The 16,149-nt window shown below is 66.4% G+C and carries 13 protein-coding genes, 2 tRNA genes and 3 pseudogenes (1 of these 18 only partly in view); 11 read left to right on the top strand and 7 right to left on the bottom strand.

From position 1 onward, the window contains the following. From HMPREF3115_RS11215 to HMPREF3115_RS11185, 7 genes and pseudogenes are all read left to right on the top strand, one after another. Positions 1-27, top strand: a tRNA-Leu gene (locus HMPREF3115_RS11215); it begins 48 nt to the left of the window's first position. Between the two features lie 150 nt (positions 28-177). Next, entirely contained in the window at positions 178-723 is a 546-nt protein-coding gene (locus HMPREF3115_RS11210; RefSeq protein WP_006400197.1) for an NUDIX hydrolase, read from the top strand. 8 nt (positions 724-731) lie between these two features. Next, positions 732-1,496 (top strand): leucyl/phenylalanyl-tRNA--protein transferase, encoded by a 765-nt coding sequence (gene aat, locus HMPREF3115_RS11205; protein WP_006400198.1) that lies wholly within the window; start codon positions 732-734, stop codon positions 1,494-1,496. A 33-nt stretch (positions 1,497-1,529) separates the two neighbouring features. Beyond that, entirely contained in the window at positions 1,530-2,360 is an 831-nt protein-coding gene (locus tag HMPREF3115_RS11200; RefSeq protein WP_006400199.1) for an arginyltransferase, read from the top strand. Between the two features lie 142 nt (positions 2,361-2,502). Next, positions 2,503-3,540, top strand: a complete 1,038-nt coding sequence (locus HMPREF3115_RS11195; RefSeq protein WP_006400200.1) for a quinone-dependent dihydroorotate dehydrogenase — start codon at positions 2,503-2,505, stop codon at positions 3,538-3,540. 101 nt (positions 3,541-3,641) lie between these two features. After that, positions 3,642-4,436: a cystine ABC transporter substrate-binding protein gene (locus tag HMPREF3115_RS11190; protein ID WP_070554425.1), complete on the top strand. Its 795-nt coding sequence runs from the start codon at positions 3,642-3,644 to the stop codon at positions 4,434-4,436. Positions 4,437-4,564: 128 nt separating this feature from the next. Beyond that, a pseudogene (locus HMPREF3115_RS11185) lies at positions 4,565-5,256 on the top strand (amino acid ABC transporter permease). 40 nt (positions 5,257-5,296) lie between these two features. Here HMPREF3115_RS11185 and HMPREF3115_RS11180 read toward each other — a convergent pair. The 6 genes from HMPREF3115_RS11180 to rnr all read right to left on the bottom strand — a co-directional run bounded on the left by HMPREF3115_RS11180 (position 5,297) and on the right by rnr (position 12,465). Further along, the gene (locus HMPREF3115_RS11180) at positions 5,297-6,283 is read right to left on the bottom strand and encodes a Gfo/Idh/MocA family protein (RefSeq protein ID WP_006400203.1); all 987 of its coding nucleotides are present in this window, start codon (positions 6,281-6,283) and stop codon (positions 5,297-5,299) included. 95 nt (positions 6,284-6,378) lie between these two features. Next, complete coding sequence (locus tag HMPREF3115_RS11175; protein ID WP_070554423.1) at positions 6,379-7,095, bottom strand: FadR/GntR family transcriptional regulator; 717 nt, start codon at positions 7,093-7,095, stop codon at positions 6,379-6,381. A gap of 280 nt (positions 7,096-7,375) precedes the next feature. Further along, on the bottom strand, positions 7,376-8,071 hold the full coding sequence (rpiA, locus tag HMPREF3115_RS11170) for a ribose-5-phosphate isomerase RpiA (protein WP_070554421.1): 696 nt from the start codon (positions 8,069-8,071) through the stop codon (positions 7,376-7,378). A gap of 87 nt (positions 8,072-8,158) precedes the next feature. After that, a complete protein-coding gene (locus HMPREF3115_RS11165) occupies positions 8,159-9,034 on the bottom strand; it encodes an N-acetylmuramoyl-L-alanine amidase (RefSeq protein ID WP_070554440.1) in 876 nt (291 codons plus the stop codon). An 88-nt stretch (positions 9,035-9,122) separates the two neighbouring features. After that, positions 9,123-9,866 (bottom strand): 23S rRNA (guanosine(2251)-2'-O)-methyltransferase RlmB, encoded by a 744-nt coding sequence (rlmB, locus tag HMPREF3115_RS11160; protein WP_006400207.1) that lies wholly within the window; start codon positions 9,864-9,866, stop codon positions 9,123-9,125. Between the two features lie 142 nt (positions 9,867-10,008). After that, a complete protein-coding gene (rnr, locus tag HMPREF3115_RS11155; RefSeq protein ID WP_006400209.1) occupies positions 10,009-12,465 on the bottom strand; it encodes a ribonuclease R in 2,457 nt (818 codons plus the stop codon). A 250-nt stretch (positions 12,466-12,715) separates the two neighbouring features. Here rnr and HMPREF3115_RS11150 point away from each other — a divergent pair. Continuing rightward, a tRNA-Leu gene (locus HMPREF3115_RS11150) sits at positions 12,716-12,802 on the top strand. Between the two features lie 243 nt (positions 12,803-13,045). Continuing rightward, positions 13,046-13,213: pseudogene (locus HMPREF3115_RS11145) on the top strand (helix-turn-helix domain-containing protein); the annotation flags it as partial. 218 nt (positions 13,214-13,431) lie between these two features. On the opposite strand, the pseudogene HMPREF3115_RS11140 reads toward HMPREF3115_RS11145, so the two are convergent. Then, positions 13,432-13,671: pseudogene (locus tag HMPREF3115_RS11140) on the bottom strand (xanthine dehydrogenase family protein molybdopterin-binding subunit); the annotation flags it as partial. A 270-nt stretch (positions 13,672-13,941) separates the two neighbouring features. Between HMPREF3115_RS11140 and HMPREF3115_RS11135 the strand changes: the two are divergent. Together HMPREF3115_RS11135 and HMPREF3115_RS11130 are read left to right on the top strand one after the other, a co-directional pair. Continuing rightward, complete coding sequence (locus tag HMPREF3115_RS11135) at positions 13,942-14,844, top strand: amidohydrolase family protein (RefSeq protein ID WP_006400255.1); 903 nt, start codon at positions 13,942-13,944, stop codon at positions 14,842-14,844. A gap of 47 nt (positions 14,845-14,891) precedes the next feature. After that, positions 14,892-16,121, top strand: a complete 1,230-nt coding sequence (locus HMPREF3115_RS11130; protein ID WP_006400256.1) for an MFS transporter — start codon at positions 14,892-14,894, stop codon at positions 16,119-16,121. Positions 16,122-16,149: the final 28 nt, after the last annotated feature.

Raw genomic sequence — 16,149 nt, 5'->3', positions numbered from 1 at the left:
TAGGTTCAAATCCTACCCCCGCAACCAAGCGTCCCGATTTCCGCAGAAAGCCCGGCCCAGCGCCGGGCTTTTTGTTTTTCGTCCGTCGCGCGCGCACCGCCGCGCGCCCGATGCGCGCGTTCGAGAATGCGCCGCCCCGGTGATACACTCGCAATCACCTCGTCCCTTCCATTCGACATGAAATTCTGCTCCGTCTGCGGCCACGAAGTCATCGCGCGCATCCCTCAGGGCGACAACCGCGAGCGCTTCGTCTGCGATCACTGCGGCACGATCCATTATCAGAATCCGCGCAACGTCGTCGGCACGGTGCCGGTATGGGGCGAACAGGTGCTGCTGTGCCGCCGTGCGATCGAACCGCGCTACGGATTCTGGACGCTGCCCGCGGGCTTCATGGAGATGGGCGAAACGACCGCCGAGGCGGCCGCGCGCGAAACGCTCGAGGAAGCTGGCGCGCGCGTCGAGGTGCAGAACCTGTTCACGCTGCTGAACGTGCCGCACGTGCACCAGGTGCATCTGTTCTATCTGGCGCGGCTCGTCGATCCGGAATTCGAGGCCGGCGAGGAAAGCCTCGAGGTCAAGCTGTTCGACGAAGCCGACATCCCGTGGGACGAGATCGCGTTCCCGACGGTCAGCCAGACGCTGCGCTTCTTCTTCGCCGATCGCGCGACCGGCGACTACGGCGTACACACCGGCGACATCTTCCGCTCGCTGCGCAACGGCTGAATCGGCCCATGGTTCCCTGGCTCGGCCCGGACGATCCGTTCCCGCCCGTCGAACGCGCGCTCGGACCTGCGACCGGCGCGCCGGGCCTGCTTGCCGCGAGCGCCGATCTGCTGCCGTCGCGGCTCATCGACGCGTATCTGCGCGGCATTTTCCCGTGGTATTCGGACGGCCAGCCCGTGCTGTGGTGGAGCCCCGACCCGCGGATGATCCTCGTGCCCGACGAGTTCAAGGTATCGCCGTCGCTGAAGAAGACGCTCAAGCGCGTGCTGCGCGATCCCGCGTGGGAAGTGCGCGTCGATCACGACTTCCGCGGCGTGATGCGTGCGTGCGCACAGGCGCCGCGCCGCGGGCAGCGCGGCACGTGGATCACGGCCGAGATCATCGACGCGTACACGTCGCTTTATCGCTCCGGCAATGCACACAGCATCGAGACCTGGCACGACGGACGGCGCGTCGGCGGGCTGTACGGCGTCGCGTTCGGGCAGATGTTCTTCGGCGAGTCGATGTATGCGGACGTCACCGACGCCTCGAAGATCGCGCTGGCCGCGCTCGTCGCCCACCTTCGCGAGCACGGGCTGGAGATGATAGACTGCCAGCAGAATACGTCGCATCTAGCGTCGCTCGGCGGCCGCGAGATCGCACGCAAGGCCTTTGTCGCTCACGTGCGCCGCGCGGTGGCCGAACCGCCGATTCCGTGGCAGTTCGACAAGCGCGTGCTCGCCGCGCTGACGGGCCGCACCGAGCCGGCGGCCCCTTCCGGGATCGAGCGCTAGCGCGGCACTCCATCCCTGCATCGAGAGCTGCCCATGACTCACCCGACTGAGCTGCCGCTTTCACCGCTTTCGGCGCTGCAATTCTATGCAACGGCGCCCTATCCGTGCAGCTATCTGGACGGCCGTATCGCGCGCTCGCAAGTCGCGACGCCGAGCCATCTGATCAACTCCGACATCTACACCGAGCTCGTGAAGGCCGGCTTTCGCCGCTCGGGCGTGTTCACCTATCGGCCGTACTGCGACGGCTGCCGCGCCTGCGTGCCGGTTCGCGTGCCGGTCGCCGCGTTCGCGCCGTCGCGCACGCAGCGCCGGATGTGGAAGCGGCATCGCGCGCTCGTCGCGACCGTATCGCCGCTGCACTACGACGAAGATCACTACGCGCTCTACATGCGCTATCAGTCGGCGCGCCACGCGGGCGGCGGCATGGACCGCGACAGCCGCGACCAGTACGAGCAGTTCCTGCTGCAAAGCCGGATCAATTCGCGCCTCGTCGAATTCCGCGATCCCGATGCGCCGGACGGCGAGCCCGGCAAGCTGCGGATGGTGAGCATGATCGACATCCTCGGCGACGGGCTCTCGTCGGTCTACACGTTCTTCGAGCCCGACGATCCGCATACGAGCTACGGCACGTACAACATCCTCTGGCAGATCGAACAGGCGAAGAGCCTCGGCCTGCCGTACGTCTATCTCGGCTACTGGATCCGCGAAAGCCCGAAGATGGCGTACAAGGCCAACTTCCATCCGCTCGAAGGGCTCATCGACGGCCGCTGGAAGGTGCTCGACCCGGCGCGCGTCGATCTGCCGCCCGTCGACGCCGCACTCGCGCGCGCGCCGCTGCCCGGCGGTCACACCGGCTCGGTGTGAGCGGTACGCGGCGCCGCCGCTTGCGCACGGGACTGCGCAAAGATCGCGGCGCGCGAGCACGCCGGACCAAAGCCCGCCTCTGCCGCACAACTCCCGGTAAAATAGCGGGTTGTCATTCATTCCGGCTGTCCGCCCAATTCCCGTGTTCAGTTCCCTCTATCCGCTGGCCCGCGCATCCCTGTTCAAGATGGATGCGGAAGACGCTCACCACCTCACGCTGCGCGCGCTCGGCGCTGCCGGCCGCACGGGCCTCGCCTGCGCGCTGTCGGCGCGCGTGCCCGACGCGCCGCGTACGGTGATGGGCCTCACGTTCCGCAACCCGGTCGGCCTCGCGGCCGGTCTCGACAAGGACGGCGCGGCCATCGACGGCCTCGCGGCACTCGGTTTCGGCTTCATCGAGGTCGGCACGGTCACGCCGCGCGCGCAGCCCGGCAATCCGCGCCCGCGGATGTTCCGCCTGCCGCAGGCCGAGGCGCTGATCAACCGGATGGGCTTCAACAACCACGGCGTCGACCAGTTCGTGAAGAACGTGCAGGCCGCGCGCTATCGCGGCATCCTCGGCCTGAACATCGGCAAGAATGCCGACACGCCGATCGAGCGCGCCGCCGACGACTATCTGTACTGCCTCGAGCGCGTCTACCCGTTCGCGAGCTACGTGACGATCAACATTTCGTCGCCGAACACGAAAAACCTGCGCCAACTGCAGGGCGCCGGTGAACTCGACGCGCTGCTCGCCGCGCTGAAGGACAAGCAGCAGCGTCTGGCCGACCTGCACGGCAAGCTCGTGCCGCTCGCGTTGAAGATCGCGCCCGATCTCGACGACGAACAGGTCAAGGCGATCGCCGATACGCTGCTGCGCCACAAGATCGAAGCGGTGATCGCGACCAACACGACGTTGTCGCGCGCCGCCGTGCAAGGCCTGCCGCACGCGGACGAAGCGGGCGGGCTGTCGGGCCGCCCGGTGTTCGATGCGTCGAACGAGGTGATTCGCAAGCTGCACGCGGAAGTCGGCAGCGCGGTGCCGATCATCGGCGTCGGCGGCATTTTCTCGGGCGATGATGCGCGCGCGAAGCTCGCGGCCGGCGCATCGCTCGTCCAGCTCTATACCGGCTTCATCTATCGTGGCCCGGCGCTCGTGGCCGAATGCGTGAAGGCGATCGCGCGCGAGCGTGCCGCGTAATATAGGCATAAACAAACGATATTTAGACGTCGATTGTATTTTTGCTATGATCGACGCCATTGTCAGATCATGAGCCCCGCCGGGGCAAGGAAGCTCACACGATGAAATTTGCGCTGCTGAAGAAGCTGCTGGTTGCCGGTCTGATCGGCACGTCGTTCGCCGCCGCGACCGCGAATGCGGCCGACCTCCTCGACCAGGTCAAACAACGCGGCACGCTGCGGATCGGCCTCGAGGGCACGTTCCCGCCGTTCAACTCCAAGAATCCGCAAGGCGAGCTCGTCGGCTTCGACGTCGACATCGCGAAGGCCGTCGCCGCGAAGCTCGGCGTGAAGCCGGAATTCGTGACGACCGAATGGAGCGGCATCATCGCCGGCCTGCAGGCCGGCAAGTTCGACGTGATCGTCAACCAGGTCGGCATCACCGACAAGCGCAAGGAAACGCTCGACTTCTCGCCGGCTTATACGTATTCGTCCGCGCAGCTGATCCAGCGCAAGGACGACACGCGTCAGTTCAAGTCGCTCGAAGACCTGAAGGGCAAGAAGCTCGGCGTCGCGCTCGGCACGAACTACATGGACATGGCGAAGTCGGTGCCGGGCATCGACGTGAAGACGTATCCGGGCGCGCCCGAGTATCTGCGCGACCTCGCGGCCGGCCGTCTCGACGCGGCACTCAACGACCGCCTGATGCTCGCGTACCTGACGAAGAATTCGCAGCTGCCGCTGCGCCCGGGCGCGAACGTCGGCTCGGCGAATCCGTCGGGCATTCCGTTCAAGAAGGGCAACCCGAAGTTCCAGAAGGCGATCGACGACGCGATGACGCAGCTCGAAGCCGACGGCACGTTCACGAAGATCTCGGACAAGTGGTTCGGCATCGACGTGACGAAGCCGCTGAAGTAAGCGCCCTCCGGCCTCCACGCGCCGCCTGACGGCGGACCGACAAGGGCGGCATCTGCAACGATGCCGCCCTTTGTTTTATTCGTCCGGTTTATGATTGCGCTTTCGCGCACGCATCCGTTCCGTACTCCATGTCGACCACGTCCCTGCTCGTCCAATCGCTGCCGGTGCTCGCCCAGGGCGCCGTTCTGACCGTCAAGTTCGCCGTGCTCTCGATGGTGTTCGGCCTGCTCGGCGCCGTCGTGCTGGCGATGATGGGCATCCGGCAAGGCGAACCGCTGGAAGGCTTCGAGCGCATCTGGGTCAATGCGCCGCGTGGCTCGCGCGCGCCTACGTCAGCCTGATGCGCGGCACGCCGCTGCTCGTGCAAATCTTCGTGATCTACTACGGCCTGCCGAGCCTCGGCATCTCGCTCGATCCGACGCCGGCCGGCGTGATCGCGCTGTCCGCGAACGTCGCCGCGTACATGTCCGAAAGCATGCGCGGCGCAATCAACGGGATTGCGCGCGGCCAGTGGCTCGCCGCGTACAGTCTCGGGCTGTCGTGGGGGCAGACGCTGCGCTACGTGATCGGACCGCAGGCCCTGCGCATCGCGGTGCCGAGCCTGTCGAACAGCCTGATCAGCCTGATCAAGGACACCTCGCTCGTGTCCGTCATCACCGTGACCGAGCTGCTGCGCAGCGCGCAGGAAATGATCGCCGCGACCTATCAGCCGCTGCCGCTCTATCTCGCGGCCGCGGCCATCTACTGGGTGCTATGCCAGATCCTCGAGTGGGTGCAGCGCTGGTACGAGAAGCGCCTGTCGCTGCCGGCACGGCACTGACCGCGGCCGCGCGGCACGCGCTGCGCCGCGCGCCGCACCGTCACTCGTCCGGATAACGGACACCGAGCGCGGCGCGTGCCGCGTCGGTCATCGCGATCATCTGCCGCGAATGCGCATGCGTGACGATCGGGCTTTCGATCTCGCCGGCACGCAGCAATTCGCAGAAGTGCCCGGTTTCATAGTTGAGCCCACCGCCTTCGAACGGCGCATCGAGTTCGACCGTGCGGCCGTCTGCATAGCGAATCGTCGCGCGCGCCGGATTCCACCATTTCTCGTGGATCGTCACGTGGCCGCCGGCCGCCGCGATCAGCGCATCGCCGCGCCCCATCACGTCGAGCCCGCAGAACAGCTGCGCGATGCCGCCGTTCGCGTGGCGGCTGTTCAGGCTTGCGAACACGTCGACGCCGGTCGGGCCGAGACGGCCGAGCGTCTGCACGTCGACGGGTGCCCCGAGCCAGTCGACGGCCAGAAAGGCTTCGTAGATCCCGATATCGAGCAGCGCGCCGCCCGCACGATCGAGCCGGTACACCGAATGCTCGGCCGGCACCGTCGACGATGCGCACCCTGCCCGCACGAGCCGGATCTCGCCGATCGGATCGGCGTTCAGATGTGCGCGCAACCGGCGGTAGAGCGGAAAGAACGGCGGCTTCATCGCTTCCATGAACAGCCGCCCGGCGGCGTGTGCGGCGCGCAGCACGGTGTCGAGCTGCACCGCGTTCAGCGTCGCGGGCTTTTCGCAGAGCACGGCCTTGCCGGCCGCGAGCGCGGCGAGCGCGTACTGCGCGTGGCTGTCATGCAGCGTCGCGATGTAGACGGCATCGATGTCGGACGCGAGCAGCGCGTCGACGCTGGCCGCGGGCGTACCGCCGCAGGCCGCGCAGAACGCGGCGGCCGCGTCCGCGCGGCGTGCCCATACGCCGGCAAGCGCGGCGCCCGGTACGTGCGCGAGGCTTTGGGCGAAGCGGCGCGCGATGCCGCCCGCGCCGATGATGCCGAAGCGCACCGGGCGCTGGTCGAGGTCGTTCATCCGGATTTTCCGTGTCGGTCGTGGAGCAACGGCCGGCACGACGCCGGCAGGCCGTCATGATAAACGGCGGGCCGGCATCCGGATCGGCAACGCGCTCACGCGCGCACGGGCACTTGGACCGAGAAGTCGCGCGAGATCTCGTCCGCGCTGAAATCGATGAGCGCGAGCGCGGCGGCTTCCGCCTCGCGCGGATCGCGCCGCTCGATCGCGTCGACGACGCGCGCATGCGCCTGCACCGCGACCTCATGCGCGCCCTCCTTCTGCACGACGCGCGGATTGACGAGCCGCACCGCGCCGTGCACGATCGCCGCCATCTGCTGGAAGAACTGGTTGCCGCTCGCCTGCACGATCCGCGTATGCAGCAGTTCGTCCGCCGTGTCGTAGCCGGGATCGCCGGGCTCCAGCACCTTGAACGCTTCGAACGCCTCACGGATGCCGGCGATGTCGGTCGCGGTCGCACGCACGGCCGCCTGCGCGGTGGCGCGCGGCTCGATCAGCATGCGGAACTCGATGACGTCGCGCATGAACTGCGGATCGGGTTTCGCCCGGAACCGCCAGCTGACGACGTCTTCGTCGATCATGCGCCAGTCGCGCATCGGACGCACGCGCGTGCCGACTTTCGGACGCACGTCGAGCATGTCGCGCGCCAGCAACATCGACAATGCTTCGCGCATCACCGTGCGGCTCACGTCGAACTCTTTCGATAGCACGTCCTGCGGCGGCAGGATGCCGCCATACTTGTCCTCGACGATACCCGTGACAAGTCCATCCATCACTTTGGCGACCAGTGACCGGTCTTTGCCCTGCTCCATGACACCTCCCCGTGCGTCGATTTGCGAAAACCTGCTCCGCAGTTCCGCCGGCCCTGGTTACGACTGTTCTTATGATCTATAAGTTGATGAGTTCGACGCCATTCCGCTATCTGGTAAACACCTGACAGGGTTATCCCTCTTTTTGACGCGGAGATTTATACGGCCTCAAAAAAAGCCCGGGAAGCGCGCTGCGCCTGCCGGGCCATGATTTTTTCAAGATTTAAACATGCAATCCATTACGGCTATGTGCGCGTTCTGACCGATTGCACGCCGACGTTTTTCAATGCGCCGGATAAACGATCGTCTCGACGCCGTGTTCGGTGCCGAGCAGGCACAGATTCGCGCCGCGCGCGGCGAACAGCCCGACCGTCACGACGCCCGGCCACGCATTGACCTGCGCCTCGAAACCGCGCGGATCGGCGATCTGCAGCCCCTTCACGTCGAGGATCTCGTTGCCGTTGTCGGTGATGTACGGCGCGCCGTCCTTCATCACGCGCAGCACCGGCACGCCGCCGAGCGCCGTCACGCGCCGGCCGATCGCGGTGCGCGCCATCGGCACGACTTCGATCGGCAGCGGGAACGCGCCGAGTACCGGCACACGCTTGCTCGCGTCGGCGATGCAGACGAAGGTGTCGGCGACCGACGCGACGATCTTCTCGCGCGTCAGCGCACCGCCGCCGCCCTTGATCATCGCGCCGCTCGCGTCGATCTCGTCGGCGCCGTCGACGTACACCTGCAGCGACTCCACTTCGTTCAGGTCGAACACCGCGATGCCGTGCGACTTCAGGCGCTCGGTCGTCGCGACGGAGCTCGATACGGCGCCGCGATAGCGCGATTTGACGGCCGCGAGCGCGTCGATGAAGCAGTTCGCCGTCGAGCCGGTGCCGACGCCAATCACCGCGCCCTCCGGCACGTTCTGGATCACGTAATCGGCGGCGGCCTGGCCGACCAGGCGTTTGAGTTCGTCTTGAGTCATGGGATGGATGATGCTGCAGGATTGCGGAAAAACCGCCAGTTTACCGGACTCGCGCAAGCGGCCGCCCGTTTTCGGCGCGCCGGTCGCTCACTGCGGATCGACGTCGGACCGCGCGCCATCCATCGGCGGCTGGCCCGGGAAATACTTGTCGAGCAGCGCCTGCACGATCGCGTCCGTCTCGGCATCTGCATCGCCCGCATAGTCGGACGGCCTAAAGTGCATCTGGAACGCCGAAAACACGCGGCGCGTGCGCGTGTCGAGCACGCCGTCGATCGGCACGTCGTAGCCGTAGCGCGCGAGCTTCGCCTGCAGCTCGCGCACGTCGACGGGCGCATGCGGGTCGCGGCCCGCGAGCCGCGCGGCGACCGTCGCGTCGTCGGGCCACGCGCCGACGCCGGCTTGTGCGAGCGCGCGCCACGGAAACAGCGGGCCCGGATCGATCTTGCGTTGCGGTGCGATGTCGCTGTGCCCCACCACGCGCGTCGGTGCGATGCCGTAACGCGCGACGATGTCCTTCGACAGCCGGATCAGCGCATCGACCTGTTCCGGCGGATACGGCTGCCATGTGCGCTGCTGCGGATCGAGCGGGCCGCGATTCACGTTCTCGATGCCGATCGATGCCGCGTTCAGTTCGGTCGTCTGCTGCCATGCGCTGACGCCCGCATGCCAGGCGCGCTGGGCTTCGGGCACGAGCTGATAGACGACCGGCTGCCCGCGCTCGCTGCGCGGATGAGCCGGCACCACGTAGTGCACGCTGACCGTATCGCCCGTCAACGTGCGCAGCGATTTCGCCTCGTCGCTTTCGGTGTAGTGCATCACGAGAAAGCGGATCCGCGAGTCGGCGCTGCGCGCGTGCAGGCTCGTATCGGCATAGTAGCTGCCGCGTTCGACCAGCGACGGCGACGCACACGCGGCAAGCAGGCACAAGGCGGCGCACGACGCGCCGACGCGAAACGATGTCATCGAATGAGAACCGGAAGAAAACGCGCGCCGCTGCGCTTGCGGGCGCGCGATGCGCATCGTGCTGCGCGCTCGCGGCGCGGCAGACGCGTCAGCCTTTCGCCCGCCGCTGCCGAACCGCTTCGTACAGGCATACGCCGCTCGCCACCGACACGTTCAGACTTTCGACGCTGCCCGCCATCGGAATGCTCATCACTTCGTCGCACGTGTCGCGCGTGAGCCGGCGCATGCCCTCGCCTTCGGCGCCCATCACGATCGCGACCGGGCCGTCGAGCTTCGTGTCGTACAGCGTCGCCGACGCTTCGTCCGACGTGCCGATGATCCACACGCCGGCTTCCTTCAGCTCGCGCAACGCACGCGCCAGGTTCGTGACCGTGATGTACGGCACGGTGTCGGCGGCGCCGCTCGCGACCTTCGCAGCCGTTGCGTTCAGGCCGACCGCACGGTCGCGCGGCGCGATCACCGCGTGCGCGCCGGCCGCATCGGCGACGCGCAGGCACGCGCCGAGGTTGTGCGGATCGGTGACGCCGTCGAGCACCAGCAACAGCGCCGGCCCTTGAATGCCGTCGAGCAGCTCGGACAGGTTTTGCGCGAGCGGGAGGTCTTCGACGCGCGCGACGACGCCCTGGTGACGCTCGGTATGCGCGAGCCCCCACAGACGCGTCTCGTCGGCTGCGATCAGCCGCACGCCCGCTTCCTTCGCGGCGTGCAGGAAGTCCTGCATGCGGCGATCGCGACGCGTCTGGTCGTACAGCACCTCCACCACCGTCGCTGCATCGTGCCGCAAACGTGCGGTCACCGCATGAAAACCGTAAAGAACCTTCAGACGTGACATGACTGGAACAACCTTCGATCAAACGTGCGGCCGCACGACGGGCGCAGCCGCGATCCATGGAAAAGGAAAGCGCCGCGTGGCCGGCACGTGACCGGCGACGCGGCGTCTTTCGATACGGCGGAGCGCATTGCGCCCCGCACGCTCAGTGTTTCTTGCGGGCGCGCACCTTCTTCGCGGGGGCCTTCGCCGCCGTGCCGCCCTTCTTCTTAGCGGCTGCGCGCGCCGCGCGCGCTTCCTTCACCGCGGCGCTCGGCGCACTCGCGGCCTTCTTGTGATGCGGCGCCGATTCTTCCGCGGACGGCAGCGCGCGCACGCGCGGGCCGCCGCGCTCGGCGCCCGGTGTCGGCGCAACGACCGGACGCGGCGCCTTCACCGGCGTGTCGCGCACGAGCCGGAAGTCGATCTTGCGCGCGTCGAGATCGACGCGGCTCACCTGCACGCGCACGCGGTCCGACAGCCGATAGCGGATGCCCGTGCGTTCGCCGCGCAGCTCGTTCTTGATCTCGTCGTACTGGAAGTAGTCGGAACCGAGTTCCGTCACGTGCACGAGCCCTTCGATGAACAGCGTGTCGAGCTGCACGAAGATGCCGAACGACGTGACGCCGTTCACCATGCCGCCGTACTCCTCGCCGAGCTTGTCGCGCATGAAATAGCACTTCAGCCAGGCTTCGACGTCGCGCGACGCCTCGTCCGCGCGGCGCTCGTTCGCCGAGCAGTGCAGGCCGAGCTCTTCCCAGATCGCGGTGTTGCTGCGCGAGCGGTTGCGCGCTTCGTCGTCCGCCTGCTGCATCGCGCGGGCGCGCGGCGACAGCGCGGTGTTCAGCTCGAACCCTTCCGGTGCCTTCGGCACGTACTTCTTGCCCGACAGGATCGCGTAGATCGCGCGGTGCGTGAGCAGGTCCGGATAGCGGCGAATCGGGCTCGTGAAGTGCGCGTAGGCGTCGTACGCGAGGCCGAAGTGACCGATGTTGTCGGGGCTGTAGACGGCCTGCTGCATCGAGCGCAGCAGCATCGGCTGCAGCATCTGCGCGTCGGGCCGGTCGCGGATCTGCGCCATCAGCGCCGCGTAGTCGCTCGCGTGCGGCGTCTCGCCGCCGCCGAGCGTCAGGCCCATCCCGCGCAGGAACGCACGCAGGTTCTCGAGCTTCTCCGGCGTCGGCCCTGCATGCACGCGGTACAGGCCCGGATGCTTGTTGCGCTTCAGGAAGTCGGCCGCGCAGACGTTCGCGGCCAGCATGCATTCCTCGATCAGCTTGTGCGCGTCGTTGCGCTGGCGCGGAACGATCTGCTCGATCTTGCCCTGCGCGTTGCAGACGATGTATGTCTCGGTCGTGTCGAAGTCGATCGCGCCGCGCTTCTGGCGCGCCGCGAACAGCGCCTTGTACACGCCGTACAGGTTCTGCAGGTGCGGCAGCAGCTCCGCGCGACGCGCGGCTTCCGGCCCCTTCGTGTTGGCGAGCACCGCCGCGACTTCCGTATACGTGAGACGCGCGGCCGAGTGGATCACGGCCGGATAGAACTGATACGCCTTGATCTCGCCGCGCGCCGTGATCACGATGTCGCATGCGAGCACGCAGCGGTCGACCTGCGGGTTCAGCGAGCAGAGACCGTTCGACAATTTCTCCGGCAGCATCGGAATCACGCGGCGCGGGAAGTAGACCGACGTGCTGCGCTCCAGTGCGTCGGCGTCGAGCCCGCTGCCCGGCTGGACGTAGTGCGACACGTCGGCGATCGCGACGATCAGCCGGAAGCCGTCGCCGCGGCCGACCTTCGTCGGCTCGCAGTAGACGGCATCGTCGAAGTCGCGCGCGTCTTCGCCATCGATCGTCACGAGCGGCACGTCGCGCAGGTCGACGCGGAACCGCAGATCGGCCGGCCGCACCTTGTCGGGCAGCGCGGCGGCCTCGTCGAGCGCCGCCGGGCTGAATTCGTGCGGCACGCCGTACTTGCGCACCGCGATTTCGATTTCCATGCCCGGATCGTCGATGTCGCCGAGCACCTCGACGACGCGGCCGAGCGGCTGCGAATGACGGCTCGGGAAATCGGTCAGCTCGACGACGACCACCTGCCCGACCTTCGCCTTCTTCACGTTCTGCGTGATCAGGATGTCGTGGCCGATGCGCTTGTCTTCGGGCGCGACGATCAGCGCGCCGTTCTCGTTGAGCAGACGGCCGATCACGCGCTTGTTCGCGCGCTCGGTGACCTCGACCACATGCCCTTCGGGCCGGCCGCGGCGGTCGTAGCCGACGATCCGCGCGAGCACGCGATCGTTGTGCATCACCTTCTGCATTTCGCCGTTCGGCAGGAACAGGTCGTCCTGGCCGTCGTCGCGAATGACGAAGCCGTAGCCGTCGCGATGGCCCTGCACGCGGCCGGCCACGAAATTGGACGGATGGGTCAGCTGGTAATGGCCACGCTTGTCGAGCCGGATCTGGCCGTCGCGCTCCATTGCGGCGACACGCCGGAAGAACCCTTCACGCTCCTGGCGCTTGATCGACAGCGCTTCCGCGATGTCGTTGGCGGCCAGCGGCGCGTCGCTCGTACGCAGCACGCCGAGAATCTCTTCACGGCTCGGAATGGGGTACGGATATTTGCTCAAGGGTTTGTCGATGATTGTTCTCGTTGCGTTGACAGATGGTGCACGGCATCAACATAGAAGTGTCCGTCAGACAGTTCTATAGTGACGGCGGCGGCTCATTCTATCACCCGGCCGTGTCGCAAAATGACGCCGAGTCGCGCCGCCGCACGCGGCGGCGGCCGCCCTGCGGCGCATCGCAAAAAAATGTTGACACGAATAATTGGGGCGCTATAATTTCGCTTCTTTGCAGCAAGCAGCTACTGCAAACCGTGCCCAGGTGGCGGAATTGGTAGACGCACTAGGTTCAGGTCCTAGCGGTGGCAACACCGTGGAGGTTCGAGTCCTCTCCTGGGCACCATCTGTTTTAAAAAGGTCGGCTTCATGCCGGCCTTTTTTCATTTTCGGCCCAGGAAGCAAAGCGCCTGCGCGCTTTGCGTGGGGACTCGAAGGGCTGCGCTTGCAAGCGCAGCCGGGGTCGCGCTCCCGTGACCGAGTCCTCTCCTGGGCACCGTCAGCTGTTCCTGCGCAACCCGGTGAAGCTCAACGAACTCCATAAGAATCAAGACTGGGTTTTTTGTCCGCGCGAAGAGCTGCCGACGGCATCGGCACGTCGTTCCAGGCAATCGTCGACGACGTTCGCTGCTCGCTGGCACGCGAGTATCTGAAAGATACTCGCATGAACACGAGCGACATTACGATGCTCATCGGATTCAGCGACGGCGCAAATTTCCGCCGCGCGCTGAAACGATGGACCGGCAAAAAACAGTGAATGACCTGCGCTGATAATGGCCTGCAGCGGTGCGGTGGGAGTCGTGAGGGTCGACGCTACCGTCCGGCGCGCGAAACCGGACGCGGGTTCTCGAGCGACCAGAACCCATGCGCATTGAGGCATGCGCGCGAAAGGGTCCGTCGAAGGATTCGCTCTTCGCGTTGTCAGTCGGTCTGCCGCGACGCAAGCAATCGATACGCGCCTTCCGAACCCGTTCGCTACACCATCGGCAACTGCCGCACCGGCTTGCCCGTGAGTTGCGCGACGGCATGTGCGACAGCCGGCGCGATCGGCGGCACGGCAATTTCACCGACTCCGCCCGGTTCGGCCACGCTCGGCACGAGGTGCGTTTCGATCACCGGCGTCTCGGCCATTTTCAGCACCGGGTAGTCGGGGAAGTTGGCCTGCACGACCCGTCCGTCCTTGATCTGAATCTGGTTGTACAGCGCCGCGCTCAACGCGCGCCCGTATCCCCCTGAGCAGGATTGCAATGTTTCGAAAAAGCGAACGTTCGGCTATTGATTAATTCGCTGTATTGGGCGTGCAGTTCCGGCTACGCTTCTCGAGTCCTGGAGTCCATGCTCGCCGGCCCCGATGCGCGCCCTTGCTCGCATGGCGCTCCAGGGCGCCGCGTGCGCACGTAAAGCGATCGCTCGGCAAGCGCCGATCCGACACCGGGCGCACGTATCATCCGCATGGCTCGCTTCCGATCATTCGAGGAGACCACGATGACTGAACCGGCTCGTTCCGGCGCCGAGTTTCGATGCGCAGCCCCTTTACCCGATGTCGATCCGCCCGCGTTCGAGATGCCTCGGGGCGCCGTCGATACGCATGCGCACGTGATTTCGACCAGCCCCGACTATCCGATGGTCGCACAACGCAGTTACACACCGCCGGAGGCGTCGGAACAGCAATACCTCGCGATGCTCGACGCGGTCGGCTGCACCTATGGCGTGCTGGTTCAGGTCAGCGTGCACGGCACCGACAATCGCTACATGCTGCAGGCGCTGCGCCGTCATCCGCAGCGGCTGCGCGGCATCGCCGTCGTGCCGCCCGAAATCAGCGACCGGGAACTCGAGGCCATGCACGAGGCTGGCGTGCGCGGGCTGCGCATCAACGTGCTGTTCGGCGGCGGCATCGGCTTCGCCGCGATGGAGACGCTGGCGCACCGCATCAAGGATCTGGGCTGGCACATGCAGTTCCTGATGGACGTGAAGACGCTGCCTGAACTGATGCCGCGCATGGCGAAGCTGCCGATCACCGGCATCGTCGATCACATGGGCCATACGCCCGTCGCCGCGGGGCTCGCTGCACCGGGGTTCGCCGCCCTTCGCGAACTGGTGGTCGGGCATGGCTTCTGGGTCAAGCTGTCCGGCGCTTACCGGATCAGCGATCGCTTCCCGACGTTCGACGACGTGACGCCGTTCGCGCAGGCGCTGATCGACGACGCGCCCGACCGGATGGTCTGGGGCAGCGACTGGCCGCATGTGTCGCTGGAAGCGGCCAGGATGCCCAACACCGGCCACCTGCGCAACCTGCTCGCGCAGTGGGCGCCCGACGCAGCAATGCGGCGCCGGATTCTCGTCGACAACCCGGCCCGCCTGTACGGTTTCCCGCGCGGCAATCCATAAACGACGCAAGCACGCGCCGCTCAGCGGCCATATGACAAGGAGACACGATGAGCTGGTACAGCAACATGTCCGTCACCGAAAGGCGGACCTTCATTTCCGCGGCGGGCGGCTGGGCGATGGACGCGCTCGACTTCATGGTGTTCACGTTCGTGATCACGACGCTGATCTCGATTTTCAAGATCGACAGCACGCAGGCCGGCCTGCTGGCCACCGTCACGTTGCTGTTCTCGGCCATCGGCGGCTGGATCGCCGGCATCCTCGCCGACCGCTACGGGCGTGTACGCATCCTGCAGGCGACGATCCTCTGGTTTTCCGGCTGCACGGTGGCGATCGGCTTCGCGCAGAATTTCGAACAGATCTTCGTCCTGCGGGCTCTGCAAGGGCTGGGCTTCGGCGGCGAATGGGCGGTCGGCTCGGTGCTGATGGGCGAGATCGTTCGGACCGAATTCCGCGGGCGAGCCGTCGGCACCGTGCAGAGCGCCTGGTCGATCGGCTGGGGGATCGCGGCCATCGTCTACACCGTTCTGTTTTCCTGGCTGCCCGAAGACTATGCATGGCGTGCGCTGTTCTGGGTCGGCGCGCTGCCGGCGCTGCTGGTGCTGTACATCCGCAAGGGCGTGCCGGAACCTGAAGTATTCCAGCGTACCCGCAAGCAGGAGCAAGCCAGCAACAAGCGCACGTCCATCTGGACGATCTTCTCGCCGTCGCTGATCAAGACGACGGCGCTGACCTCGTTGCTGTGTACCGGCGTTCAGGGTGGCTACTACGCGGTGACCACGTGGCTGCCCACGTTCCTGAAAACCGAGCGTCACCTGTCGGTGGTCGGCACGGGCGGCTATCTGCTGGTCGTCATTCTAGGATCGTTCGTCGGCTATCTCACCGGCGCATGGCTGACCGACCGCGCCGGCCGCCGCGCGAACCTGCTGATCTTCGCGATGCTGTCCGGCATCAGTATCTACGCCTATACGCAGCTTCGACTCACCAACGACCAGATGCTGATCCTCGGATTCCCGCTCGGCTTCGCGGCCTCGGGCATCTTCAGCGGCATGGGCGCTTACCTGACCGAACTGTTTCCGTCTGCCGTGCGGGCCAACGGACAAGGCTTTGCGTACAACTTCGGGCGCGGCCTCGGCGCGCTGTTTCCGAGCCTCGTCGGGTATCTCGCCCACGGTTACGGGCTCGGCATGGCGATCGGCATGTTCGCGGGCGGCGCCTATCTCGTCGTGCTGATCACTGCGTTGCTCCTGCCGGAAACGAAGGGACGCGAAATCAGCTGAGCGCCGCCCCGCAACGGGCCGGTGCGGC

It is taken from the genome of Burkholderia sp. HMSC10F09 (assembly GCF_001806955.1).
Lineage (GTDB): Bacteria > Pseudomonadota > Gammaproteobacteria > Burkholderiales > Burkholderiaceae > Burkholderia > Burkholderia multivorans.
Note: the sequence above shows the minus strand (reverse complement) of the source record. Positions and strands in the feature narration are given on the sequence as shown.